The organism is Pseudomonas sp. NPDC088414, from assembly GCF_044753325.1.
In the GTDB taxonomy this organism is placed as follows: domain Bacteria; phylum Pseudomonadota; class Gammaproteobacteria; order Pseudomonadales; family Pseudomonadaceae; genus Aquipseudomonas.
Window position 1 is genome coordinate 17,187 of sequence record NZ_JBIVMY010000037.1, and the last position, 23,904, is coordinate 41,090.

15 protein-coding genes are annotated in these 23,904 nt (G+C 61.5%); 6 read left to right on the plus strand and 9 right to left on the minus strand.

Features of this window, described 5'->3' with window-relative positions:
- Positions 1–26: 26 nt before the first annotated feature.
- Complete coding sequence (locus ACIP8I_RS23495) at positions 27–2,486, minus strand: EAL domain-containing protein (RefSeq protein WP_400764313.1); 2,460 nt, start codon at positions 2,484–2,486, stop codon at positions 27–29.
- 173 nt (positions 2,487–2,659) lie between these two features.
- Here ACIP8I_RS23495 and ACIP8I_RS23500 point away from each other — a divergent pair, with 173 nt between their 5' ends.
- On the plus strand, positions 2,660–7,285 hold the full coding sequence (locus ACIP8I_RS23500) for a deaminase domain-containing protein (protein ID WP_400764315.1): 4,626 nt from the start codon (positions 2,660–2,662) through the stop codon (positions 7,283–7,285).
- Here the strand turns inward: ACIP8I_RS23500 and ACIP8I_RS23505 are convergent, their stop codons facing one another.
- The 5 genes from ACIP8I_RS23505 to ACIP8I_RS23525 all read right to left on the minus strand — a co-directional run bounded on the left by ACIP8I_RS23505 (position 7,286) and on the right by ACIP8I_RS23525 (position 11,745).
- Positions 7,286–9,103: an ABC transporter ATP-binding protein gene (locus ACIP8I_RS23505; RefSeq protein ID WP_367085325.1), complete on the minus strand. Its 1,818-nt coding sequence runs from the start codon at positions 9,101–9,103 to the stop codon at positions 7,286–7,288. It abuts the gene before it with no gap.
- A complete protein-coding gene (locus tag ACIP8I_RS23510; protein ID WP_174823774.1) occupies positions 9,096–9,698 on the minus strand; it encodes a DsbA family protein in 603 nt (200 codons plus the stop codon). The genes ACIP8I_RS23505 and ACIP8I_RS23510 overlap by 8 nt, the downstream gene beginning before the upstream one ends.
- A gap of 35 nt (positions 9,699–9,733) precedes the next feature.
- The gene (locus tag ACIP8I_RS23515) at positions 9,734–10,675 is read right to left on the minus strand and encodes a rhodanese-related sulfurtransferase (protein WP_338802662.1); all 942 of its coding nucleotides are present in this window, start codon (positions 10,673–10,675) and stop codon (positions 9,734–9,736) included.
- Positions 10,676–10,914: 239 nt separating this feature from the next.
- The gene (locus ACIP8I_RS23520) at positions 10,915–11,214 is read right to left on the minus strand and encodes a BolA family transcriptional regulator (RefSeq protein WP_007963599.1); all 300 of its coding nucleotides are present in this window, start codon (positions 11,212–11,214) and stop codon (positions 10,915–10,917) included.
- 12 nt (positions 11,215–11,226) lie between these two features.
- Complete coding sequence (locus ACIP8I_RS23525) at positions 11,227–11,745, minus strand: DUF2059 domain-containing protein (protein ID WP_003226938.1); 519 nt, start codon at positions 11,743–11,745, stop codon at positions 11,227–11,229.
- A 193-nt stretch (positions 11,746–11,938) separates the two neighbouring features.
- Here ACIP8I_RS23525 and ACIP8I_RS23530 point away from each other — a divergent pair, with 193 nt between their 5' ends.
- Complete coding sequence (locus tag ACIP8I_RS23530) at positions 11,939–13,333, plus strand: class II fumarate hydratase (protein ID WP_139054911.1); 1,395 nt, start codon at positions 11,939–11,941, stop codon at positions 13,331–13,333.
- Positions 13,334–13,446: 113 nt separating this feature from the next.
- On the opposite strand, the gene ACIP8I_RS23535 is transcribed toward ACIP8I_RS23530, so the two are convergent.
- Positions 13,447–14,406, minus strand: a complete 960-nt coding sequence (locus ACIP8I_RS23535; protein WP_400764321.1) for a DMT family transporter — start codon at positions 14,404–14,406, stop codon at positions 13,447–13,449.
- Between the two features lie 208 nt (positions 14,407–14,614).
- Here ACIP8I_RS23535 and ACIP8I_RS23540 point away from each other — a divergent pair, with 208 nt between their 5' ends.
- Positions 14,615–14,803 (plus strand): DUF6316 family protein, encoded by a 189-nt coding sequence (locus ACIP8I_RS23540; protein ID WP_007963596.1) that lies wholly within the window; start codon positions 14,615–14,617, stop codon positions 14,801–14,803.
- Between the two features lie 132 nt (positions 14,804–14,935).
- Here ACIP8I_RS23540 and ACIP8I_RS23545 read toward each other — a convergent pair whose 3' ends face one another.
- A complete protein-coding gene (locus tag ACIP8I_RS23545) occupies positions 14,936–16,120 on the minus strand; it encodes a thiolase family protein (RefSeq protein ID WP_400764324.1) in 1,185 nt (394 codons plus the stop codon).
- 102 nt (positions 16,121–16,222) lie between these two features.
- Positions 16,223–17,737 (minus strand): polyphosphate:AMP phosphotransferase, encoded by a 1,515-nt coding sequence (gene pap / locus ACIP8I_RS23550; RefSeq protein ID WP_400764326.1) that lies wholly within the window; start codon positions 17,735–17,737, stop codon positions 16,223–16,225.
- 355 nt (positions 17,738–18,092) lie between these two features.
- Here pap and mnmC point away from each other — a divergent pair, with 355 nt between their 5' ends.
- From mnmC to ngg, 3 genes are all read left to right on the plus strand, one after another.
- On the plus strand, positions 18,093–20,072 hold the full coding sequence (mnmC, locus tag ACIP8I_RS23555; RefSeq protein ID WP_400764328.1) for a bifunctional tRNA (5-methylaminomethyl-2-thiouridine)(34)-methyltransferase MnmD/FAD-dependent 5-carboxymethylaminomethyl-2-thiouridine(34) oxidoreductase MnmC: 1,980 nt from the start codon (positions 18,093–18,095) through the stop codon (positions 20,070–20,072).
- A gap of 149 nt (positions 20,073–20,221) precedes the next feature.
- Positions 20,222–21,994: an N-acetylglutaminylglutamine amidotransferase gene (locus ACIP8I_RS23560; protein ID WP_166496874.1), complete on the plus strand. Its 1,773-nt coding sequence runs from the start codon at positions 20,222–20,224 to the stop codon at positions 21,992–21,994.
- A gap of 3 nt (positions 21,995–21,997) precedes the next feature.
- Complete coding sequence (ngg, locus tag ACIP8I_RS23565) at positions 21,998–23,746, plus strand: N-acetylglutaminylglutamine synthetase (protein ID WP_400764331.1); 1,749 nt, start codon at positions 21,998–22,000, stop codon at positions 23,744–23,746.
- The last annotated feature ends 158 nt before the right edge of the window (positions 23,747–23,904 follow it).

Sequence of the window (23,904 nt, forward strand, 5' to 3'; positions counted from 1 at the left end):
GTGATTGTAAGGATCGGCAAGAGCTTTCAACGGAACGTGCCAGGCGCCTTGAACAACAGCGGCTGCGGTCTGGCGGGCCGACTTTGCAAACTGTCGCAGGTAAACAACTGCGGGCGTTCGATGACATAACCCTGAGCGTAATCCACCCCGATTTCAAGCAATGCCTGCTCGATCTGAGTTGTTTCTACAAACTCGGCAATTGTCTGCTTACCCATGACATGCCCGATGTGATTGATCACCTCGACCATAGCGCGGTTAATCGGGTCGTCCAGCATATCCTTTACGAAACTCCCGTCGATCTTCAGGAAGTCTACAGGCAAATGTTTCAAATAAGCGAATGAAGACATTCCGGCACAAAAGTCATCAAGTGAGAAGTAACAACCTAAGCCTTTGAGTTCATTAATAAATCGAATCGCGCTGCCCAGATTGGCAATAGCACTGGTTTCAGTAATTTCAAAACAAATCATTTCAGGGGGTATAGCGTAACTAACAAACTGTTCACGCAGAAAGTGCAAGAACGCGTCATCTCCGATAGTAATGCCTGAAAGATTAATCGCACACATTGCCAACGGACCTTCATGTTGTTCGGCGATGCATTGGGCAATCACTTTAAAAACATTCTCGACCACCCAACGATCCAGTTGACTCATCAGGCCATAACGTTCTGCCGCCGGAATGAAACTGTCCGGCAGGATCATCCGTCCGGCTTCGTCATGCAGACGCAAGAGTATTTCGATGTGCCCGCCGCCATGGGCTGTAGCGCCCAGCGGAGCAATTTCCTGGGCATAGAGGCAAAAGCGGTTTTCTTCCAGCGCCATGTGCAGGCGCTGCACCCAGGCCATTTCGCCGAAACGCAGCGACAGTTCGGAGTCGTCGGCATGGTAGACCTGGACCCGGTTGCGGCCCTTTTCCTTGGCCATGTAGCAGGCCATGTCGGCGGCGCGCAATGAGGCTTCGAGGGTGGTCGGGGTCTGGGCGATGTGCACCAGGCCGATGCTCACAGTTGTCAGGAACGGCCGCCCCTTCCACACGAAATGCAGGTTCTGCACGGTCTGGCGCAGGCTCTCGGCGATTTTCTCGGCGGCATCCGGGGCGCAGTTCTCCAGCAGAATGCCGAACTCGTCACCGCCCAGCCGCGCCAGGGTGTCGCTCTCGCGCAAGCCCGATTGCAACAGCGTGCAGATGTGCCGCAGCAACTCATCACCGGCGGCGTGACCGCAGGTATCGTTGACCAGTTTGAACTGATCCAGATCGAGAAACATCAGCGCATGCCGACCGGGCTGACGCGTCAGGTTGTGCAACGCCTGCTCCAGGCGATATTCGAATTCGCGGCGATTGGCCAGACCGGTCAGGGCATCGTGGGTCGCCTGCCACGACAGATTGGCGATGTATTGCCGTTCCTGAGTCATGTCATGCAGCACCAGCACCGTCCCAATGACCTCGTCGGCATTGCGGATCGGCGCTCCTACCAGCGTCACCGAGACCGTGCTGCCATCCAGACGCTGGATCAGCTTGGAGTGTTCGCTGCCACCGACCAGTTGCCCACTGAGAATATGCTCGATCAGCGTCAGCCCTTCGGCCTGGGCGTTGTCATCCAAGAGATTGAACAACGCCGCCAACGGAAGACCCGCCGCGTGCTCGGACTTCCAGTGCGTCATGGCCTCCGCCGCCGGGTTCATGTAATCGATCGCGCCGTTGACGTCGGTAGTGATCACCCCGTCGCCAATCGATTGCAGGGTGATGTGTGCCCGATCCTTCTCCAGCTGCAACGCCTGAGCAAAGGCATGCCGCTGCTTGAGCAGTTTGTGGGTGCGCAACAGTGCCAGCACGATCAACCCCAGCGCCGTGGCCAGGTTGGTGAACAGCAGCAGGCGCAGGATCATCCGCGAACCTTCACCCAAGGCATCGCTGAACGCCTTGGCCGCTGGCGTCACACCGTCGTTGATGGCAAAGATCTGCGCTTTCCAGTGCTGAATGTCAGCCGGCGTCGCGATGTTTTCGCTGATGCGCTGATGCATCTCGCGCGCGACATTGTCCAGTTGCACCAGATAGGCGTCGCCGATGGTCCAGCGGTCGATCGCGGTTTCCAGATAACTGAAATGACGAAAATTGAGGTACAGCCAGATCAGGCTCGACACATCATCGGGATGGTTGCCGCCCTTGAGAATCCCCTCCCGTGCCGCCTGCAGATCCGGCGGCTGACGATCCAGCGCCAGACGCAACTGGTGACCGCCCTGGGGCACGGCGATCGCTTCCTTGTATTTGAGAAAGATCGCCTCGTCGCGGCTGTCGGCATACAGGTTCAGGTAATAGATGGCGTCCTTCTGGCCCTTGGACCAGAGACTCTCGCCAGCAACATAGCCGCGCACGGCCGAGAGGACGTAAAGACTCACGCCCCCCAATAACGCCTGAAATAACACGACGGCGATAAATGGCCAGACGATGCCCAACAACCGTGGCGTTCCGAGAGTCCTTTTTTGCTTCATGAGGTCCTTTGCGCACGCACTGTCATCTTCAAGGGGAGACCGCCAGAGCCAGACCAGGGAGCGACCCCTTCCAGCAAGCCAGGACATTTTCAACCGGCGATACGTATGTACCGCACTCGCTGTTCGCCATGCTTCGACACTGACGGCTTTCAATCATTCCAGAGTCGTTTTCCATGCAGTCACCTTCCGCCACGCTGCAACGCCATACTGCCCAACAGAGCGAATACCGCGCAATGATCACCGCCCTGCGCGCCGTCCTTGACGCTTCGACGTCAGTGGAGACCTGCTACCTCACGCCCCAGACACATTCACGCCTGGGTGCTGCACACGATCAGGCGCAAAACCTTCTGCAAGCTCTGTTCGAAGACAGCGCCGAACCCCTGTTGGCGGCTCACCTGCAAGCGTCCAGAGGATCACTGCTGCAAGTCGACGCCACAGCCGGTCACTGCAGCTTCTCCTTCAACCGTCCCGATGGCAGTGTCGCCCGTTACGCCATCGAGGATGTCAGCCGGGCCTCCAGCCGCATTCAAGAGTTTCAGCGAGCGTTGCTGAGTATAGGCGCACACCTGCGTTCCGACAGGCTGCTGCCGTTGTCACAACTGCTGCGTGAGTCGGGGTTCACATTTGCGGACGTACAGGACGCCACGGCACTGGCCCGGCTGATCGCCAAGGTCGAAGAACGGCGCGCCAGCCACCGGCTGAATCTGCGACATCACCCGGCGCTGACGGTACTGATGAACGACGATGACAAAGCCGCGGTACACGACCTGATTGGCGACTGGCTCACTGGCAAAACCTTGTCGGCGATCGACAGTCTGGCCGCTGAAGTAACGCCTCCCTTCACCCGCCAGCAATTGGAACAGCAGCCCGCCGCGTGCCTGGAACGCCTGCTCGACACCCCCAAGGCGCGCGACCTGGGCCAGCGCTTGCTGCAGAAACTGCAATGGTACGGCGCCCGGCCCGATGAGCCGACCGTCCCGGACATCGGCCTGCGTTTACTGCTCGAAGCGTTGTGTCTGTGGTACGAGCTGCCCGGCGACAGCAACCCGACCGAAGTGGCGGGTTTTGCGCTGGAACAACGCGCTCACCACGGCGCCAGCTACGCCACCATTCGCCGGGACTTTTTACGGCATCTGGAGGAGACGCACCGAACCTCGACCACCAGCGAAAAACATCTGCTGGGATGGGCATGCCTGGCGCAGTTCGGACTGGATTTTCAAGTGCAAGACATCCCTGACGACCTGCCGTATGCCAGCTCGGTAGTCTGGGTCAATTTCGTGCATGGCGTACACCTCGCCCATGCCCTTGATCCACAGTTGCTGGAGCATCTGAGCTTTCAGCAACTGGTCGATCTGCCGCTGCACAAAAGCGAAAACGCCAGCCCCGAACTGCAGACCCTGATCGCCATGACCCGAGCGGCCGCCGCTCAGACCTGGACACTGGCCACCGGTGCCCAGCCCGCAGCGAACGAGACATCCGGCGATGACGCTGCCCTGCAAGCGCTGGAAGACCACAAGACAAAATTGAACGCAGCGATCCTGCAACTGGACATCGAACCGCCACGGCGGCTCGCCCTGGCAAAACAGCAACTGGACAAGGCGCTGGCCAACGATCTGTACGATCACACGACGATTCGCCTCAAACGCCACCATCCTTCAACGCCCAACCGTAGCCGACGCAGCATTATCGATACCCCGGATGTGGCATTGCCCACCTGGCCGCTGCTTGAGGTCTATGCCTCTGGCGGGCTGAGCACCGACTCGCGCTGGTACGTCAGTCATGATGGCCGCAACGCCAGCGAGTGGATCAGCCTCGATGCAGCAGGCAAACTGCAAAGCGGCTTCGTCAATACCAACCAACCTGGCCGCCCCCTCTCCCGGTTCCCGAGCAACCGCACTCTGCCCGACATCAAGACCTTGTTCGACCAGCAGTTCGACGGCTATGACGGCTATCTGAGCAAGACCCGCAAAGCCTACGAGTATCTGATCAAGTCGCTGCTGGTCACGCTGCCGTGGGCTGATCGCCTGGCACTGGAGCACGGCGAAGTGAGGATTCTCGGCCTCAGGGATCCGACACGGCATATCGAGGCTCACCTGGAGACACCGAAAGACACCCTGCCGCACAGGGCACGCATGGGTTTCGTACTGCACGTGAATGATCAAAGCAAACCGCGCTTCTACGAGTGCCTGCCGCGCGCCGGTATCATTCGCAAACGCCCCGACTTGACGCGGATCCATATCGGTGGGCTTACGTTGCCACCACTATCACCCAGACCTGGACGGACCAAGGCCCAGAGCATCTCTCGCATCGTCGCCCGCCGCCTGCCATTCGATCGAGAAGCACACTGGAACGGTTCGATACCCGCTCCCGACGCCAAGTGCGTTGCCATTCTCGAACCACTGGGCGGCCCCCTCCCGGCTTCGATGATCCCGGCGGCCCATCACGACAACTCACCGAACCTGACCTTCACCTCGCCACGCACTACGCAAATAGCCTCGCTCATCGCGAACCAGTTGTTCTATGTCGATGAGCAGGCGCTGCGCAGTGAAGCCTGGGGAAGAACCCGCTTCGAACGCGACACCAGCAAAAAACACTGGATTCATGCCATCAGGGGCTTTATCCCGTTCTGGGGCAGCCTCGAAGACCTGCAATCGGACAAACTGTGGAAACGCGCACTGGGCGTGCTCGGCCTGTTCCTCGATATCGTCTCGTTCGCAATTCCCTTGGGCAAGTTCGTCGCCGGCAGCATCCGCCTCGCCGCAGTGGCAGGAAAAATGTCGATTCGCGTCGCCCTGCCCCGCATGGCGCGACTGTCGGAAAACCTGCTGGTTTCGACCTTGAAAAACGTCAACCCGCTGGCCGCTGTACCCCTCTTGCTCAAGCTCGGTGGCCGAGGCGCAATCGGCGCGGTGCGGGCCGTAGCGCATCTGGAACACCGTGCCGTGGCGCGTCTGAAAAGGCTCGCCGGCAGAAGCGCTGACTATGACCTGCTGCACAGCCTGCCTCAGGCGCTGGATGCCGGACGCTGGAAAGCGCTGAAGCCTGCCGATCATCTGGCCGTGGTCAGGGGCATTGACGATGTGCCGGTGCGCAACATCGGCGGCTCGCGGTATCACGTGCTCGATCCGCTGTCCGACCGCCCTTACGGGCCCCGGTTGCTCGCACACGAACATGACTTTTCGCTGGGGCGTTCGCACTACAGCACGGTGAATAAAACCGACGACAAGATCGATATCGAGCTGATGCCCGACAGGCGCGTCGAACTCATGCCCGAGGCTGGCGGACGCACCACGGTGTTGATCGATGATGTGCCCTATCGACTTGACGGCGATGAACTGCGCCGGGTCGATCTGCTCGATGACAGTCAGCACTGGACGCTGCTGCCGTGCCGGATACGTCGCGCACCGGGCGCGGGCGACTGCCGCGTCAGCTACATCACCGCAGACCCCGCCCCGACCCCCGCGCTCGGCACGATCGACAAGGAAAAAGGTTACGCCCCGTGGTTCGGCGAACGGGTTTCGGAGCCGGCCACCCTGCCCCGGCAAGACACACCGTTGCTGGCGGTCGATGCCAAGCTTTATCAGATCGTGGATAACCGCCCGCGGCTGTTCACCGGCGACCTGCGTCGGCTGGGCATCAATCAAGGCAAACTGGTGCCGAGGCAGCAGATTCAAGCCACGCTGCAGTTTCGCAAAGGCATTTATGCGCGGATAAAAACCGGCGGTACCTATGACGGAATCAACGATTCACATCAGGTCGGCGCCGTGCTGATGCCGGCCATCGACGGCTCGGCCACCCATGTGTTTTTCCGGGTCAACATCCAAGAGTATTACCTGGCAACCTTCGCCAAAGGCGAAATCCCCGGCAAGCAACTGACGTTCAAGCGCCTGGCCCCCGCCGAACTGGCCGACGGCACCCTCGGTGCGGAACTGCTGACCGTCTACACCGGCTCGCTGCATGCCAACAACATGGTGCGCCTCCATGGCCTTGAATCAGTCGAGCGCGCGATGCGCACCATGGAACAGATCGCGATCCCCATCGGCACCACAGCCATTCCTGCAAACAACATGAAATGGCTGAAGGTCGACACCAGCCCGGGCGAAGCACTGATGTTCGATCACTCGACACGGATGATCGTCACCCGCCTGCCCGAAGGCGCCGCCACCTGGGCGCGCAGCAAAGAGGCGCCGGAAGCCTTTCGGCAGAAAACCGCAGAGATTTTCGACACGCTGTTTCTGTCACCGACGATCAATCCGGCCAACACCAACGCAGCACTGCGCATCGACAGTACCATGCAGAAACTGCACAACCTGTTGCCCATGCGGGAGCGGCCGGTCAACGCACGCAACATTGCCTATGCCGAAGTCACCACGGTCAGCGGCAAACGGGAAATTTACGTCAGCGTGTCCGGCGCTCAAGGCAGTACCCAGCGTCTGCCGCTGTTTCGCCACATGGGCGCCAATCACGTGCGGATCGGCGACACCACTTACATCAACATCGACTACAACCCGGCCTTCCCGCGCACCTCGCTGGAGGTCACCGAGCAAGGGCAATTGCTGGCCGTGCCGCTGACCATCAAGGACCTGAAAAGCTATCAACCGACGCAGACCAGTCGGCCGACCTCGCTGGACAGCGAAAGCAAACTGATCAGCGTGCTGCGCGAGAAATATCCCGACCCGACAGAGATCCGCGCGGTCGACATCGCGACGACCATGCGCCCGTGCGAATCCTGTTCGGTGGTGATGAAGCAGTTCGCCCATGACGGCGGAGAGGCGGCGTTGCAGGTGCTCTGGGGCTGATCAGAGGCGCTGGAGATGGCCGTAGAGCTTGGCGTAGAGGCCGCCATCGGCGATCAGTTGCTGGTGGTCGCCATCTTCGGCTACTTGCCCGCCATCGAACACCAGCACCCGATCCGCTTGCTTCACCGCCGACAGGCGATGGGCAATGATCAGCGTGGTGCGACCGCTGAGAAACCGCGCCATGGCCTGATGCAGGTTGTATTCGGTGGCGGCATCGAGGGCCGAAGTGGCCTCGTCGAGGATCACCACTTTCGGCTCGGCGAGGATCATCCGCGCAATCGCCAGACGCTGGCGCTGACCGCCGGACAGGCGTACGCCGGAACGTCCGACGATACTGTCGAGACCGTCCGGCAGCGCCCGAATCGTCGCCTCCAGCTGGGCGATTTCCAGCGCCTGCCAGCAGGCTTCGTCACTGCGGGTGCGGCCCATGGTCAGGTTGGCCCGTACCGTGTCGTTGAACAGCGCCGGATGCTGCAACACCACCGCGACGTTTTCACGAATCAGCTCCAGACCGATTTCCTGCTGGGTCGAACCGCCGAAACGAATGGTGCCCGCTGACGGCGTGTACAGCCCGAGCAGCAACTGCACCAGAGTACTTTTGCCGCCGCCACTGGCACCGACAATCGCGACTTTTTCCCCGGGGGCGATCGACAGGTTCATCTGATCCACCACCAACTCGTCGCCGTAACCGAAGCTCAGCCCCTGCACCTCGATGCCCACGGTTTCCCGGCCCTTGAACGGATCGACACCACCGGGGTACTGCGGCTCATCAGCCCGCGCCAGCAGTTCGTTGATCCGCGACAGTGCGCCACCCGCCGCGTAATAGGCGTATTGCAGATTGAGCAGTTGCTCGACCGGGCCAATCATGAACCACAGGTAGCTGAACACCGCGAGCATCTGGCCGATCGACAGGTCGGAAAACAGCACGGTGAGCATCGCCGCCGCGCGGAAGATGTCGATGCCGAACTGGAACAGCAGACCGCTGGCACGGTTCGAGGCGTCGGTCTTCCACTGCGAGTTCACCGCGTAATTGCGCACTTCCTGCGCACGCAAGCCAAGCCGCCCGAGGAAGAAGCCCTGACGGTTGCCGGCGCGCACTTCCTGAATCGCATCGAGGGTTTCACTCAAGGCCTGAGTGAAACGCGAGGTGCTGTCGTTCTCGAGTTTCTTCAGGTGCTTGACCCGTTTGCCCAATTGCACCGTGGCGTAGATCACCAACGGGTTGAACAGCAGGATCAGCAGCGCCAGTTTCCAGTGCATCCACATCAGGATGCTCGCGGTGCCGACCAGGGTCAGCATCGCCACCAGAAACCGGCTGAGGGTTTCGCCGACGAACTTGTCGAGGGTGTCCAGATCAGTGACCAGGTGCGTGGTCACGGTGCCGCTGCCGAGGCTTTCGTATTCGCCGAGGGAAATCCTTTTCAGGCGTTCGATCAGGCGCACGCGAATGCGGTAGACGATGTCTTTCGCCAGCCGGGCGAACAGCCGCGCCTGCAACACACCAAAACACAGGGCACTGCAGCGCAGAGTCAGGGTGACCAGCAGCATCAGGCCGATGTAACCCGCCGCTTGCTGCCACATCGACGGCAACACGTGGTTCATGACTTTCAGCGCGGCGTCGCCATGCCCGAGCAGGACCTCGTCCACCAGCAACGGCAACAGCAACGGAATCGGCACGCTGCACAGCGTCGCCAGTACGGCCACGCCGTTGGCGATCCACAGGGATTTTTTGTGATGCAGTGCCAGACGCCGGACTTCTGCCCAGCTCAGCCGGTCGACACGCTTTACGGCTGGCGTGTCATCGGCCCGGTCAGGCACAGGCTGCGCGCTCCAGCCAGCGTCCGAGCAACGGCGACAGCTCGCTGAGCGGTTGATAGCCGTTGGTCAACAGCGCCAATTGGCCGTTGCGCTCGGCGAGCAGGGTCGGGAATCCGGCGATGCCCAGATCCTGCACCCAGCTGAAATCAGCCTGAGTCGCCTTGTGCTGATCGGCATGATCGAATAGCGCGGCAAACTCGATACGCGGCACGCCGGCCTGCTCGGCCAGCTCGACCAACACACTGGCCTGGGTGACATCGCGGCCTTCAGCGTAAAACGCCTGCTGGATCAGGCCGACCAGTTTCCATGCGCAATCCGGAGCCAGACTGCGCGCGGTGACGATCGCGCGGCAGGCCGGCTCGGTGTCGTAGACGAAACCGTCAGGCAGCGCACCGTCGAACTTGAACGGCTGACCGGTAGCCTCGGTGACCGCCTGCCAATGCTCAAGGATATAGCGTCGGGTGGTCGGCTCCAGCGCCGCACCGCTGCCGGTGCGCAAGCCGCCGACCACCAGGTGCAGCTCCACTCCGGCTGCCTGCGCCTGCTCGACCAAGGCCTTGGCGACCGGAGCGAACCCCCAGCACCAGGAACACATCGGATCCATCACATAGAGCAGGCGCGCAGTCATGATCAGGCCTCGGTGGATGCTTGTTTATAGTTGTAGCCGATCGGGTGCGGCATGTTGCGCGCCTTGGCCAGTTCGATCTGCTTCTGCCGATCGATGGCGCTGCGGCGGGTTTTCTCACTCAGCTTGTCCCAGCAATGCGGGCAGCTGATGCCGGCCACGTAGTGCTCGGAGGCGCGATCTTCAACGCTGACCGGTGTGCGGCAGGCATGACATTGATCGTAGTCGCCTTCGCTGAGGTCGTGACGCACGGTCACGCGGTTGTCGAACACAAAGCAGTCGCCCTGCCACTTGGTCTCTTCCTGCGGCACCTCTTCGAGGTACTTCAGGATGCCGCCCTTGAGGTGGTAAACCTCTTCGAAACCCTCACCCAGCATGTAGCTGGAAGCTTTCTCGCAGCGAATGCCGCCGGTGCAGAACATCGCGACTTTCTTGTGCACGGCCGGGTCGAAGTGTTCTTTGATGTAGTCGGGGAATTCGCGAAAACTGGTGGTTTTCGGATCGATGGCGCCTTCGAAGGTGCCGATCGACACTTCGTAATCGTTGCGGGTGTCGATCAGCAGCACTTCCGGGTCGCTGATCAGCGCGTTCCAGTCCTGCGGTTCGACGTAGGTGCCGACCTTTTTGTTCGGGTCCACGCCTTCGACGCCGAGGGTGACGATCTCTTTCTTCAGCTTGACCTTGGTGCGGTAGAACGGCTGCTCGTCGCAGTACGACTCTTTGTGGTCGATGTCGATCATGCGCGGGTCGTTCTTCAGCCAGGCGAGCAGGCCGTCGATGCCTTCGCGGCTGCCGGACACGGTGCCGTTGATGCCTTCTTCGGCGATCAGCAGGGTGCCTTTGATGCCATTGTCGACCATCGCTTGCAGCAGGGGCTCGCGCAGGTCAACGTAATCTTCGAGGGTGACGAACTTATACAGTGCCGCCACGACAATCGGTTGTGTCATGGGTATTTCTCCAGGTGGCTACCCTCGCAAAGGGTGAACCGGATTCAAAAAAAAACGCGCCGGGTGAGCGGCGCGTTGCGGATTCTAGCAAAAACACGGTGGATTTAGGATCTGTCAAAACTCTGTGGCGAGGGAGCTTGCTCCCGCTCGGCTGCGAAGCAGTCGCAAAACTCGGATCTTGGGAGTGCTGCGCACTCCAGCGGGAGCAAGCTCCCTCGCCACAACAGCCCTCGCAATCCTCAGTGTTTGCTACCGCCGGCACAGGTCGGCGACGCCGGGGCGGCGCCCACTTCTGCCCATTCCTGCGGGGTGTAGGTGTGCAGCGCCAACGCATGGAATTCGCCCATCAGCTCGCCGAGCGTGCCGTAGACTTTCTGGTGGCGCTTGACCCGGTTCAGGCCTTCGAACTGCGCGCTGACCACCACTGCCTTGAAGTGCGTCTGTAACCCGCGACTGTGCATGTGGCTTTCGTCCAGCACTTGCAGATGCTCAGGCTGCAGCAGGCCCAGCGTCGATTCGATGCGTTGTTGCATGCTCATCACGAACTCCGCTTACTTCTTCTTGGCCGGCGCAGCGCCTTTCGGTGCCAGCTCGTTGGTCATGTCGTCGAGCAACTTGTTGACGACAGGCACGGCGCTTTCCAGCTTGGCCTGGGTCATCTGGGCCGATTGCTGGGTCAGCTGCGGCATTTTTTCCAGGACTTTCTTGCCCAGTGGCGACTGGTAGAACGCGACCAGGTCTTTCAACTCGGATTCGCTGAAGTTGCTGGTGTAGAGCTTGACCATGTCAGGCTTGAGCTTGTTCCAGCCGATGGCCTGGTCCAGGGCGGCGTTGGCCTTGGCCTGGTAGGTTTCCAGTACGGCTTTCTTGGATTCCGGCGCTTTGGTCTGTTCAAAACGCTGAGCGAACATTTGCTGCACTTGCATGTACACCGGAGTGCCCAGCTTGTCAGCGTGCGCCAGGGTCAGGAAAGCTTCAGCACTGGCGTTGTGGCTGGCGGTATCGGCAAGCACCTGGCCGCTGGCGCAAACCAGTGCAACCGCGGTGCAGATGGCACGAAGACGAGTCATCGAGTTTCCTTTTCAGCTAGGCGAGGTCAAACCCCAAGGGCGACCATTCTGCGCCTAAAAAACCTCGTGGCTCAACCCCCGAGCCTTGCCGCGCTTGATTGGCCGGGTTTTACCGGTCAACAATCGGTTCGAGGGAACCACCTGGGCCTGACCGGGCCTAAACTGCGCAAACAGACCAACAGGAGTGTGCACGATGAGCCGTATCGAAACCGACAGCCTGGGCCAGATCGAAGTCCCGGACGACGCCTACTGGGGTGCTCAGACGCAACGCTCGCTGATCAACTTCGCCATTGGTCAGGAACGCATGCCGCTGCCGGTACTGCACGCCCTGGCCCTGATCAAGAAAGCCGCCGCCCGGGTCAACGACCGCAACGGCGACCTGCCCGCCGACATCGCCCGCCTGATCGAACAGGCCGCCGACGAAGTCCTCGACGGCCAGCACGACGACCAGTTCCCGCTGGTGGTCTGGCAGACCGGCAGCGGCACCCAGAGCAACATGAACGTCAACGAAGTGATCGCCGGTCGCGCCAACGAGCTGGCCGGCAACCCGCGCGGCGGCAAGACGCCGGTGCACCCCAACGATCACGTCAACCGCTCGCAAAGCTCCAACGATTGCTTCCCTACCGCCATGAGCATCGCCACTGCCAAAGCCGTGCAGGAGCAATTGCTGCCGGCGATCGCCGAGCTGTCCGGCGGCCTGGCCGAACTGGCCGCACGGCACATGAAACTGGTGAAGACCGGCCGCACGCACATGATGGACGCGACGCCGATCACCTTTGGTCAGGAGCTATCGGGCTTTATAGCGCAGCTGGATTACGCCGAACGGGCGATCCGCGCCGCGCTACCGGCGGTTTGTGAACTGGCGCAGGGTGGTACCGCGGTCGGCACCGGCCTGAATTCGCCGCACGGTTTTGGCGAAGCGATTGCCGCCGAACTCGCCGCCCTCTCCGGCCTGCCGTTCGTTACCGCGCCGAACAAGTTTGCTGCCCTGGCCGGGCATGAGCCGCTGACCAGCCTGTCCGGCGCTCTGAAGACCCTGGCCGTGGCGCTGATGAAAATCGCCAACGACCTGCGCCTGCTCGGCTCCGGCCCTCGCGCAGGCTTTGCCGAAGTCAAGCTGCCGGCGAACGAGCCGGGCAGCTCGATCATGCCCGGCAAGGTCAACCCGACCCAGTGCGAAGCGCTGTCGATGCTGGCCTGCCAGGTGTTGGGCAACGACGTCACCATCGGCATCGCGGCGAGTCAGGGTCACCTGCAACTGAACGTCTACAAACCGGTGATTATCCACAATGTGCTGCAATCGATTCGCCTGCTCGCTGACGGGTGCAGCAACTTCCAGCAGCATTGCATTGCAGGGCTCGAGCCGGATGCGCAGGTCATGGCCCAGCACCTGGAACGTGGCCTGATGCTGGTGACCGCACTGAACCCGCACATCGGTTACGACAAATCAGCGGAAATCGCCAAGAAGGCTTACGGCGAAGGCCTGACCTTGCGTGAGGCGGCGCTGCAGCTGGGGTATCTGACCGATGAAGAGTTCGATGCCTGGGTGCGTCCGGAGAATATGATCGAGGCTGGCGCCAAGGGCTAGCTTGTGCAGCGCCTGAAAGTAAGCCTTCGCGAGCAAGCTCGCTCCCACATTTTGATCGGTGTACGCCGTGACAATGTGGGAGCGAGCTTGCTCGCGAATGAGGTTGACGCGATTCAACTGGCGGCCATCTTCATCCGCCGCGCCTTCAGCCCGGCAATCAACGATGGCCCCAACGCCACCAGCGCCGACCCCAGCACCACCAGCACCGCCCCGCCATAACCCAGCCCGTTGATCTGCTCGGCGTGCACATAGTCCGGCCACACCCCGGCGGCAATCGCCACCGCGCCAAAGGTCACCAACGGCGTGATCGCCAGCGTCGCACTGACCCGCGAGGCCTCCCAGTGCGCCAGCGCCTCGGCAAAGGCGCCGTAGGCAATCAGCGTATTCATGCAGCACGCCAGCAACAGCCAGCCCTGCAACGGACTCAATTCCAGCGCTTCGAGCGGATGCACCCACGGCGTCAGCAACAGCGCGCAGAACAGGTAGATCACCATCATCACCTGCAGCGAATTCCACACCGTGAGCAACTGCTTCTGACCCAGCGCATAGAAGGTCCAGACCGTCGAGGCCAACAGCACCAGCAGCACGCCGGCGGTGTAGTCCGACAATGAGGTGAGCAGTTCAGCCAGACGCTGATTGAAGAACAGCACGAAGCCGATCAACAGCACCGCCAGACCAATGCCCTGACCGATGCTGAAGCGCTCCTTGAACACAAACAGGCTGGCGATCAGCAACATGATCGGCCCCATCTGCACCACCAGTTGCGCAGTGCCGGGGCTCAGCAGGTTGAGGCCCATCAGGTACAAGACGTAGTTGCCCACCAGCCCGAGTACCGCCATCAACACCAGCCAGCCGCCCTTTGGCCCCAGCACCTTGCGACTGGGCAAGCGCCTGACCGAAGCCAGATAAATGAACAGGCATCCCCCGGAGACCAACAGGCGAAACCAGGTCACGGTGATCGGGTCCATCACCTGCAACACCTGTTTGAGCTTGATCGGCAGGATGCCCCACAAAAATGCCGTCAGCAGCGCCAGGAACAGACCGTAAACCCAGCGACCGGATGAAATGTGCATGCGAACCCCAATGCCTGCTGACAAGAGCGGTCATTCTAGGCGCGCCGTCAGACGTAACACAGGGACAGTTCGGGCCAGGCCGCGAATGAAACTGTGCAGGTCGCAGTATTAAATTGACGCTTTGCCGTTGATCGGCTCACCGGGCGTGCCAAGTGCTTCAGGCATAAGCTGATTGGATCCTTTCAATGGATCACACAAGGAGCCAATCATGTACGGAATGCGCGCCCACGACACCGCCCCCGCCACGCACTTTCGCAGCGACCGGTTGTGCCGGGTCAATGGCGAACTGTTTTTCTGCACGCGGGAGAACACCCTCGAAGGGCCGTTTGAGTCCCCGGAGAAGGCTGAGCAGGAAATTCAGGCGTATATCGCGCGGATGCAGGCGCAGACAGCGTAGACCTGTGGCGAGGGAGCTTGCTCCCGCTGGGGCGCGCAGCGGCCCTCGTTTCAGGCTTTACCGGGAAATTTCAGGTCTGCTCCGCAGCCCAGCGGGAGCAAGCTCCCTCACCACAAGGATTGTGTTGGCCCGTCAGCGAACAGCCTCAAACAACCCCGTCGCCCCCATCCCGCCACCCACGCACATGGTCACGATGCCGTAACGCAGATTGCGCCGCTGCAACTCACGCACCAGATGCCCGACCTGCCGCGACCCGGTCATGCCGAACGGGTGGCCGATGGAGATCGAGCCGCCGTTGACGTTGTATTTTTCGTTGTCGATCTCCAGCCGATCGCGGGCATACAGGCACTGCGAAGCAAACGCCTCGTTGAGCTCCCACAGGTCGATATCGGCCACTTGCAGGCCCTTGGCCTTGAGCAGTTTCGGCACCGAGAACACCGGGCCGATGCCCATTTCATCCGGCTCGCACCCGGCCACGGTGAAACCACGGAAAAACGCTTTGGGCTTGAGCCCCAGTTGCAGGGCTTTTTCCAGGCTCATCACCAGCGTCATCGACGCACCGTCGGACAGCTGCGACGAGTTGCCGGCGGTCACCGAACCGTCCTCGGCAAACACCGGTTTCAGTCCGGCGAGACTTTCGTAAGTGGTGTCCGGGCGGTTGCAGTCGTCGTGATCGACGATGCCGTCGAGGATCTGCACTGCACCGCTGTTTTTGTCCTCGACCCGGTACTTGACCGCCATCGGCACAATTTCATCATTGAACAGCCCGGCTGCCTGCGCCTGGGCGGTACGCTGCTGACTTTGCAGCGCGTAACGATCCTGCGCCTCGCGACTCACGTCATAACGACGCGCCACGACTTCAGCAGTCTGCCCCATGGTGTAGTAGATGCCCGGCACCTGCTGCTTGAGCAGCGGGTTGATCAGGTGATCGGTGTTGACGCTTTTCAGGGTCAGGCTGATCGACTCGACGCCACCGGCAACAATGATGTCGCTGCAACCGGAAGCGATCTGGTTGGCGGCAATCGCAATCGCCTGCAAACCCGAGGAGCAAAAGCGATTCAGAGTCATGCCGGCCACGTTGGTGCCCAGCCGCGAGAGCACCGCCACATTGCGACCGATGTTGTAACCCTGCGCGCCCTCGTTGGAGCCGGCGCCGACAATGCAGTCTTCGACGCTGGCCGGGTCGATGTCGTTACGCGATAGCAGCGCGTTGACGCAATGGGCCGCCATGTCGTCGGGACGGGTCTGATTGAACTTGCCGCGAAAGGACTTGGCCAGGCCGGTCCGCACGCTGTCGACGATCACCACTTCACGCATGGCATACCTCAATTGTTGTTGTCGGAGGGGAGTGAACCGAGGATAAGTCCAGCCCGCCGCCGACCGCGACAATCATTCACCCCGCGTATGCGTGTCCATGGCTCAGTGCTTGTGTTTTTTCGCGTGCTTGTCGGATTTCTCGAAGGCTTCTTCGAGCGCGCGGTTGATCGTGCGCAGCACCTTGACCCGCGCCCAGCGCTTGTCATTGGCCTCGACCAGCGTCCAGGGCGAAATCTCGGTGCTGGTGCGGTCGACCATGTCGCCGACCGCCGTGCGATAGGCGTCCCACTTGTCGCGGTTGCGCCAGTCGTCCTCGGTGATCTTGAAGCGTTTGAACGGGATCTCTTCGCGGGCCTGGAAACGCTCCATCTGCGTGTCCTTGTCGATGGCCAGCCAGAACTTGACGACGATCACCCCGGCGTCGGCGATCTGCTCTTCGAAGTCGTTGATCTCGCTGTAGGCCCGCAGCCAGTCGGCCGGGCTGCAAAAGCCCTCGACCCGCTCCACCAGTACCCGGCCATACCAGGAGCGGTCGAACACGGTGAACTTGCCCCGCGCCGGCAGGTGTCGCCAGAAGCGCCACAGATACGGTTGCGCACGTTCTTCCTCGGTCGGCGCAGCAATCGGCACTATATTGTATTGACGTGGATCGAGCGCCGCCGCCACCCGGCGAATCGCCCCGCCCTTGCCCGCCGCATCGTTGCCTTCGAACACCGCCACCAGGGCGTGGCGGCGCATGCGTTTATCGCGCATCAGCCCGGACAACCGTGCCTGCTCGGTAATCAACTGTTCTTCGTAGTCTTTCTTTTCCAGCCGCTGATTGAGGTCGAGGCTGTCGAGCAGATTTAGCTGATCGACCGCCGTGCCCAGCGGTGCGGCGTTGACCTCGGCTGTCTCTACCTGCGTACGCTTGAGCGCATTCTGCAGGCCCTCCAGCAGGATCTTGCCGACCGCCAGACTGCGGTAGTTGGCGTCCATGCCTTCGATGATGTGCCACGGCGCATAGTCGCGGCTGGTGCGGCGCAACACACGTTCGCCGTATTTGACGAACTTGTCGTAGGTCTGCGATTGCTGCCAGTCCAGCGGGCTGATGCGCCAGCTGTGCAGCGGGTCGTCGGCCAGCGCCTTGAGCCGTGCTTTCATCTGTTTCTTGGACAGGTGGAACCAGAACTTGAAGATCAGCGCGCCTTCATCGCAGAGCATCTTTTCCAGACGCTCGGCGGCGTTGATTGCCTGATCCAGCCGTGGATCCTTGAATAGCCCGTGAACTCGCCCCTGGAGCATCTGGCTGTACCAGTTGCCAAAGAAAATCCCCATCCGCCCCTTGGCCGGGAGCATCCGCCAGTAACGCCAGGCCGGTGGCCGCGCCAGTTCTTCATCGGTCTGCTGATCGAAGGTGCGCACCTCGATCAGGCGCGGATCCATCCACTCATTGAGCAACTTAACGGTCTCGCCCTTGCCCGCGCCTTCGATGCCGTTGATCAGGACGATCACCGGAAAACGCTTCTGCTGCTGCAACTCGAACTGCGCCTCGAGCAGCGCTTCACGCAGTGCGGGCACTGCGGCGTCGTAAGTCTCTTTGTCGATGGCATGGCCGATTTCGGCGGATTCAAACATGGGAACGGCTCCTTCCAGGATTCAGCAAGACTAGCGGATTGGGCATGGCGATGGAGGAGAAATTCCCCCACAAAATTAAGTTAAATGAATGAAAACCTGTGGCGAGGGAGCTTGCTCCCGTCCGGCTGCGCAGCAGTCGCAAGACCTGCAACCTCGGTCCTCCAGACAATTAGCGGTCGCGGGTTTTGGGGCTGCTTCGCAACCCAGCGGGAGCAAGCTCCCTCGCCACAAAGAAACCCGCCTTTCGTCTCAAATCATAGATTGTCTTCGAGGCTGCACAGCCAGGCCTTGCCATGGATCAAGCACCCCGCGCCCGATCGGCTAGAATGGCCGCCTTGTCGTTGCCGAGCCTGCCATGAAACCTGTATTGCCCCACGCCCAACTCGACTGGGATGACCTCGGACGTCCGCGCTCGCGGGTGTTCGATGACGTGTATTTTTCCGACCAGTCGGGGCTGGATGAAACCCGTTACGTGTTCCTCGAACAGAACCGTCTGGCCGAGCGTTTTGCTGCGTTGCCGGCGCACGGGCGGCTGGTGATCGGCGAAACCGGCTTCGGCACCGGGCTGAATTTCCTTTGCGCCTGGCAGTTGTTCGAACAGCACGCGGTGGCCGGTGCGCGGCTGCATTTCGTCAGCGTCGAAAAATACCCGTTGAGCCCGGCCGATCTGCAACGGGCGCTGGCCTTGTGGCCGGAGCTCAAGCCACTGGCCGATCAACTGCTGACGCATTACGTGGCGATCCATCAGGGCTTTCAGCGGATCATTCTCGGCAATGGCCGCGTGACGCTGACGCTGCTGATCGGCGATGCGCTGGAGCAACTGCCGCAACTCGATGCGCGGATTGATGCATGGTTTCTCGACGGTTTCGCCCCGGCGAAAAACCCCGACATGTGGACCGCTGAACTGTTCGTCGAACTGGCGCGACTGGCGGCGCCGGGCTCGACCATCAGCACCTTCACCAGCACCGGTTGGGTGCGGCGTCTGCTCAACGCGGCCGGGTTCAAGATGAAACGCACCCCGGGCATCGGCCACAAGTGGGAGATCCTGCGCGGCGAGTTTCTCGGCTGGCCGCAGGATGTCGCGCCACCGCTGCCGGACAAACCGTGGTTCGCCCGCCCTGCCCCGCTGACCGGCGAGCGTCGGGCGCTGGTGATCGGCGCCGGGCTGGCCGGTTGCGCCACTGCAGCCAGTCTCGCCGCGCGCGGTTGGCAAGTCAGTCTGCTGGAGCGTCACGAGGCGGTGGCGCAGGAAGCGTCGGGCAATCCACAGGGCGTGCTGTACCTGAAGTTGTCGGCCCACGGCACTGCGTTGTCGCAACTGATCGTCAGCGGCTTCGGCTACACCCGTCGTCTGCTGGAAACCCTGCAACGCGGCACCGACTGGGACGATTGCGGCGTGCTGCAACTGGCGTTCAATGCCAAGGAGGCCGAGCGTCAGGCGCAACTGGCCGCGGCGTTTCCGGAAGATCTGGTGCACTGGCTCGATCAGCCGCAAGCCGTAACTCAGGCCGGGATTGCGGTGGCTCATGGCGGGCTGTTCTACCCCGAAGGGGGCTGGGTGCATCCGCCTGCGCTGTGTCAGGCGCAAGCCGAGCAAGCGAACATCGAACTGCTCAAGCATCACCACGCGCTGGAGCTGCGCAAGGTCGACGGGCAATGGCAAGCCCTCGACGGTGACCGCGTGCTCGCCAGCGCACCGGTGGTGGTGTTGGCCGGCGCGGCGGAGATCAAACGCTTCGCGCAAAGTGCCGAGCTGCCGCTCAAACGCATTCGCGGACAGATCACCCGCCTGCCACAAACCGCCGAGAGCCAAGCGCTGCGCAGCGTGGTCTGCGCCGAAGGATATGTCGCCCCGGCGCGCCTGGGCGAACACACTCTCGGCGCCAGCTTCGACTTCAACAGCGACGACCTGACCCCGACCACCGCCGAACACCTGGGCAATCTGGCCATGCTCGAAGAGATCTCCAGCGATCTGGTGACGCGCCTACACATCAATCAACTGCCCACGGAAACTCTGGAGGGACGCGCCGCATTCCGCTGCACCAGTCCCGATTATCTGCCGATCGTCGGCCCGCTGGCCGACCGCGAAGCCTTCGCTCAGGCCTACGCCGTGTTGAGCAAGGATGCGCGACAAGTGCCGGACATCGCCTGCCCATGGCTCGACGGCCTGTACGTCAACAGTGGCCACGGCTCGCGCGGGTTGATCACCGCGCCGCTGTCTGGCGAACTGCTTGCGGCGTGGCTGGACAACGAGCCGCTGCCGCTACCCCGAAGCGTTGCCGAGGCCTGCCATCCCAATCGTTTCGCCTTGCGTACGTTGATTCGCGGCAAATGAGAATTCGCGATTGGCCGCTGGTCAGTCGCCCCCTCTTATAACTCATCGTTCTAAAACTCCCACATCTGCAGCGGGTCAGTTTCTGAGTACCGGCCATTTTGGCCAGACTTGAATGACCCCTCCCCAACGGAAAAACCGGTAAGGACTTTATGTGCGGATTAGCTGGCGAGTTACGTTTTGATCATCAACCTGCAGACCTTGCAGCGGTAGAGCGAATCACCCATCACCTGGCCCCTCGCGGCCCCGACGCGTGGGGCTTCCATGCCCAAGGGCCGATTGCCCTGGGCCATCGTCGCCTGAAAATCATGGACCTGTCGGACGGCTCGGCGCAGCCGATGATCGACAGCCAATTGGGCTTGTCTCTGGCCTTCAACGGCGCGATCTACAACTTTCCGGAACTGCGCGCCGAGCTCGAAGCGCTCGGCTACGCCTTCTATTCCGGTGGCGACACCGAAGTGCTGCTCAAGGGCTACCACGCCTGGGGTGAAGCGCTGCTGCCAAAACTCAATGGCATGTTCGCGTTCGCCATCTGGGAGCGCGATGCCCAGCGTCTGTTCATCGCCCGTGACCGTCTCGGCGTCAAGCCGCTGTACCTGTCGCGTACCGGTCAGCGTTTGCGCTTTGCCTCGGCCCTGCCGGCGCTGCTCAAGGGCGGCGACATCAACCCGATCCTCGATCCGGTGGCGCTCAATCATTATCTGAATTTCCACGCGGTGGTGCCCGCTCCACGCACCTTGCTCGCCGGCATCGAAAAGCTGCCGCCAGCGACCTGGATGCGCGTCGAAGCCGATGGCCGCACCGAGCAGAAAACCTGGTGGACCCTGCCCTACGGCCCACACGACGACGAAAAAAACCTGACCCTCGAAGACTGGCGCGACCGCGTGCTCGACAGCACCCGTGAAGCGGTGGCAATCCGTCAGCGTGCGGCCGTGGATGTCGGCGTGCTGCTCTCCGGCGGTGTCGATTCGAGCATGCTCGTCGGCCTGTTGCGTGAAGTCGGCGTTGAGAACCTGTCGACCTTTTCCATCGGTTTCCAGGATGCCGGCGGCGAGCGCGGTGATGAATTTCAGTATTCCGATCTGATCGCCAAACACTACGGCACGCAACACCATCAATTGCGCATCGACGAAAAAGAGATCATCGAGCAACTGCCCGCCGCGTTCCGCGCGATGAGCGAGCCGATGGTCAGCCACGACTGCATCGCCTTCTACCTGCTGTCCCGCGAAGTGGCCAAGCACTGCAAAGTGGTGCAAAGCGGCCAGGGCGCGGACGAGTTGTTCGCCGGGTATCACTGGTATCCGCAAGTTGATGGCGCAGCGGATCCATACGCGGCCTATCGCGCAGCGTTTTTCGACCGCAGCTACGACGACTACGCGGCCACCGTGCAACCGAAATGGCTGACCGCGAATGACGCCGCTGGCGACTTCGTCAAGGAACATTTCGCCCAACCCGGCGCCGAGGCTGCGGTCGATAAAGCGCTGCGTCTGGACAGCACGGTGATGCTGGTGGATGACCCGGTCAAGCGTGTCGACAACATGACCATGGCCTGGGGCCTGGAGGCGCGCACGCCGTTCCTCGACTATCGACTGGTTGAACTGTCGGCGCGAATTCCCGGCCAGTTCAAGCTGCCCGATGGCGGCAAACAGGTGTTGAAAGAAGCGGCGCGGCTGGTGATCCCGAGTGAAGTGATTGACCGCAAGAAAGGCTATTTCCCGGTGCCGGGCCTCAAGCACTTGCAAGGCGACACCCTGAACTGGGTGCGTGAACTGCTGCTGGATCCGAGTCAGGATCGCGGCCTGTTCAACCCGGCCATGCTCGACAAACTGCTGACTGATCCGCAAGGCCAACTGACGCCATTGCGCGGCTCGAAACTGTGGCAACTGGCGGCCCTGAACCTGTGGCTCAGTGAACAAGGAATCTGATTGATGAAACCTCACGCCACGGCGATCAACCAACGCCTGTTACGCGGTCAGACACCGTCGTATGAACGCTTGCAGGCGCGTCTGGCCGAAGACGGCAGCGAACTCGGTGCCGACCCCATTGCCGTGCATTGCGGCTGGGGCCGGTTGCTGATCGGCCACACCTTTCCTGACCCGGCGACGCTGGCGCAGGAACTGCTCAACGAGCAGCCCGGCGAGCGCGATATCGCCCTGTACGTCGCCGCACCGCAGCAGATTCTCGGACTGGAACCGACGCAACTGTTTCTCGATCCGTCCGATACTTTGCGCCTGTGGTTCAGCGATTACCGCCAGGCCACGCGGGTGTTTCGCGGCTTCCGCATTCGCCGTGCGCAAAGCGAAGCGGACTGGCAGGCGATCAACCTGCTGTATCAAGCACGCGGCATGTTGCCGATCGATGCCACGCGCCTGACCCCGCATCATCAGGGCGGCCCGGTGTATTGGCTCGCCGAAGATGAAGACAGCGGCGCGGTGATCGGCAGCGTCATGGGCCTCAATCACCAGAAAGCCTTCAACGATCCGGAACATGGCAGCAGCCTGTGGTGCCTGGCGGTGGATCCGCAGTGCTCGCGGCCTGGTGTCGGTGAAGTGCTGGTGCGGCACTTGGTCGAGCACTTCATGAGTCGCGGCTTGAGTTATCTGGATTTGTCGGTGCTGCATGACAACCGTCAGGCCAAGAATCTTTACGCCAAGCTCGGTTTTCGCAATCTCTCGACCTTCGCCATCAAGCGCAAGAACGGCATCAATCAGACGTTGTTCCTCGGGCCCGGGCCGGAAGCCAACTTCAACCCGTATGCGCGGATCATTGTCGAGGAAGCGCATCGCCGTGGCATCGATGTGCAAGTGGACGATGCCGAAGCCGGGCTGTTCACCCTCAGCCACGGCGGCCGTCGGGTGCGTTGCCGCGAATCGCTGAGCGACCTGACCAGCGCGATCAGCATGAGTCTGTGTCAGGACAAAAGCCTGACCCACAAAGTGTTGAAAGGCGCCGGCCTGAAGCTGCCCTCGCAGCAACTGGCGGGTAATGCCGACGACAATCTGGCGTTTCTCGATGAACACCAGCGCGTGGTGGTCAAGCCACTAGACGGTGAACAGGGCCAAGGGGTGGCGGTGGATCTGCAGAGCATCGAAGAGGTGCAGCAGGCCATCGAAGCCGCCAAGCGTTTCGACAGCCGCGTGCTGCTGGAAAGCTTCCACGAAGGCCTCGACCTGCGGATTCTGGTGATCGGTTTTGAGGTGGTGGCGGCAGCGATTCGTCGTCCCGCCGAAGTAGTCGGCGACGGGCACCATTCGGTCGGTGCGTTGATCGAAGCTCAAAGTCGCCGGCGGCAAGCGGCCACCAGCGGCGAGAGCAAGATCCCGCTGGATCACGAAACCCAGCGCACCTTGCACGCCGCCGGTTATGACTACAGCAGCATTCTGCCGGCCGGCGAGCATCTGTTCGTGCGCCGCACGGCCAATCTGCACACCGGTGGCACGCTGGAGGATGTCACGGCGATTCTGCACCCGACGCTGGTTGATGCAGCGGTGCGCGCGGCGCGGGCGCTGGACATTCCGATGGTTGGCCTCGACCTGATGGTGCCGGCGGCGGATCAGCCGGAGTACGTGTTTATCGAAGCCAACGAACGCGCCGGACTGGCCAATCACGAGCCGCAGCCGACGGCAGAGCGGTTTGTCGATTTGTTGTTTCCGCACAGTCAGCCGGCTGTTTCTTGATCATGTAGAGCCTGAACCGGCCCCATCGCTGGCAAGCCAGCTCCCACAGGTTTACCGGTGTACCCAATCACTGTGGGAGCTGGCTTGCAAGCGATGAGGCCCTGACAGGCAACACAAATTCCCTCATCGAAACCATCGATGCGCCTTTACTCATCAGG

What these genes read in the sequence shown, in the direction of transcription:
- ACIP8I_RS23535 (WP_400764321.1), bottom strand. Translation starts at nt 14,406, where the DNA reads ATGCACATTTCATCCGGTCGCTGGGTTTACGGTCTGTTCCTGGCGCTG.
- ACIP8I_RS23500 (WP_400764315.1), top strand. Translation starts at nt 2,660, where the DNA reads ATGCAGTCACCTTCCGCCACGCTGCAACGCCATACTGCCCAACAGAGC.
- ACIP8I_RS23560 (WP_166496874.1), top strand. Translation starts at nt 20,222, where the DNA reads ATGTGCGGATTAGCTGGCGAGTTACGTTTTGATCATCAACCTGCAGAC.
- mnmC (WP_400764328.1), top strand. Translation starts at nt 18,093, where the DNA reads ATGAAACCTGTATTGCCCCACGCCCAACTCGACTGGGATGACCTCGGA.
- ACIP8I_RS23525 (WP_003226938.1), bottom strand. Translation starts at nt 11,745, where the DNA reads ATGACTCGTCTTCGTGCCATCTGCACCGCGGTTGCACTGGTTTGCGCC.
- ACIP8I_RS23510 (WP_174823774.1), bottom strand. Translation starts at nt 9,698, where the DNA reads ATGTGTTCCTGGTGCTGGGGGTTCGCTCCGGTCGCCAAGGCCTTGGTC.
- ngg (WP_400764331.1), top strand. Translation starts at nt 21,998, where the DNA reads ATGAAACCTCACGCCACGGCGATCAACCAACGCCTGTTACGCGGTCAG.
- ACIP8I_RS23540 (WP_007963596.1), top strand. Translation starts at nt 14,615, where the DNA reads ATGTACGGAATGCGCGCCCACGACACCGCCCCCGCCACGCACTTTCGC.
- pap (WP_400764326.1), bottom strand. Translation starts at nt 17,737, where the DNA reads ATGTTTGAATCCGCCGAAATCGGCCATGCCATCGACAAAGAGACTTAC.
- ACIP8I_RS23530 (WP_139054911.1), top strand. Translation starts at nt 11,939, where the DNA reads ATGAGCCGTATCGAAACCGACAGCCTGGGCCAGATCGAAGTCCCGGAC.
- ACIP8I_RS23515 (WP_338802662.1), bottom strand. Translation starts at nt 10,675, where the DNA reads ATGACACAACCGATTGTCGTGGCGGCACTGTATAAGTTCGTCACCCTC.
- ACIP8I_RS23495 (WP_400764313.1), bottom strand. Translation starts at nt 2,486, where the DNA reads ATGAAGCAAAAAAGGACTCTCGGAACGCCACGGTTGTTGGGCATCGTC.
- ACIP8I_RS23520 (WP_007963599.1), bottom strand. Translation starts at nt 11,214, where the DNA reads ATGAGCATGCAACAACGCATCGAATCGACGCTGGGCCTGCTGCAGCCT.
- ACIP8I_RS23545 (WP_400764324.1), bottom strand. Translation starts at nt 16,120, where the DNA reads ATGCGTGAAGTGGTGATCGTCGACAGCGTGCGGACCGGCCTGGCCAAG.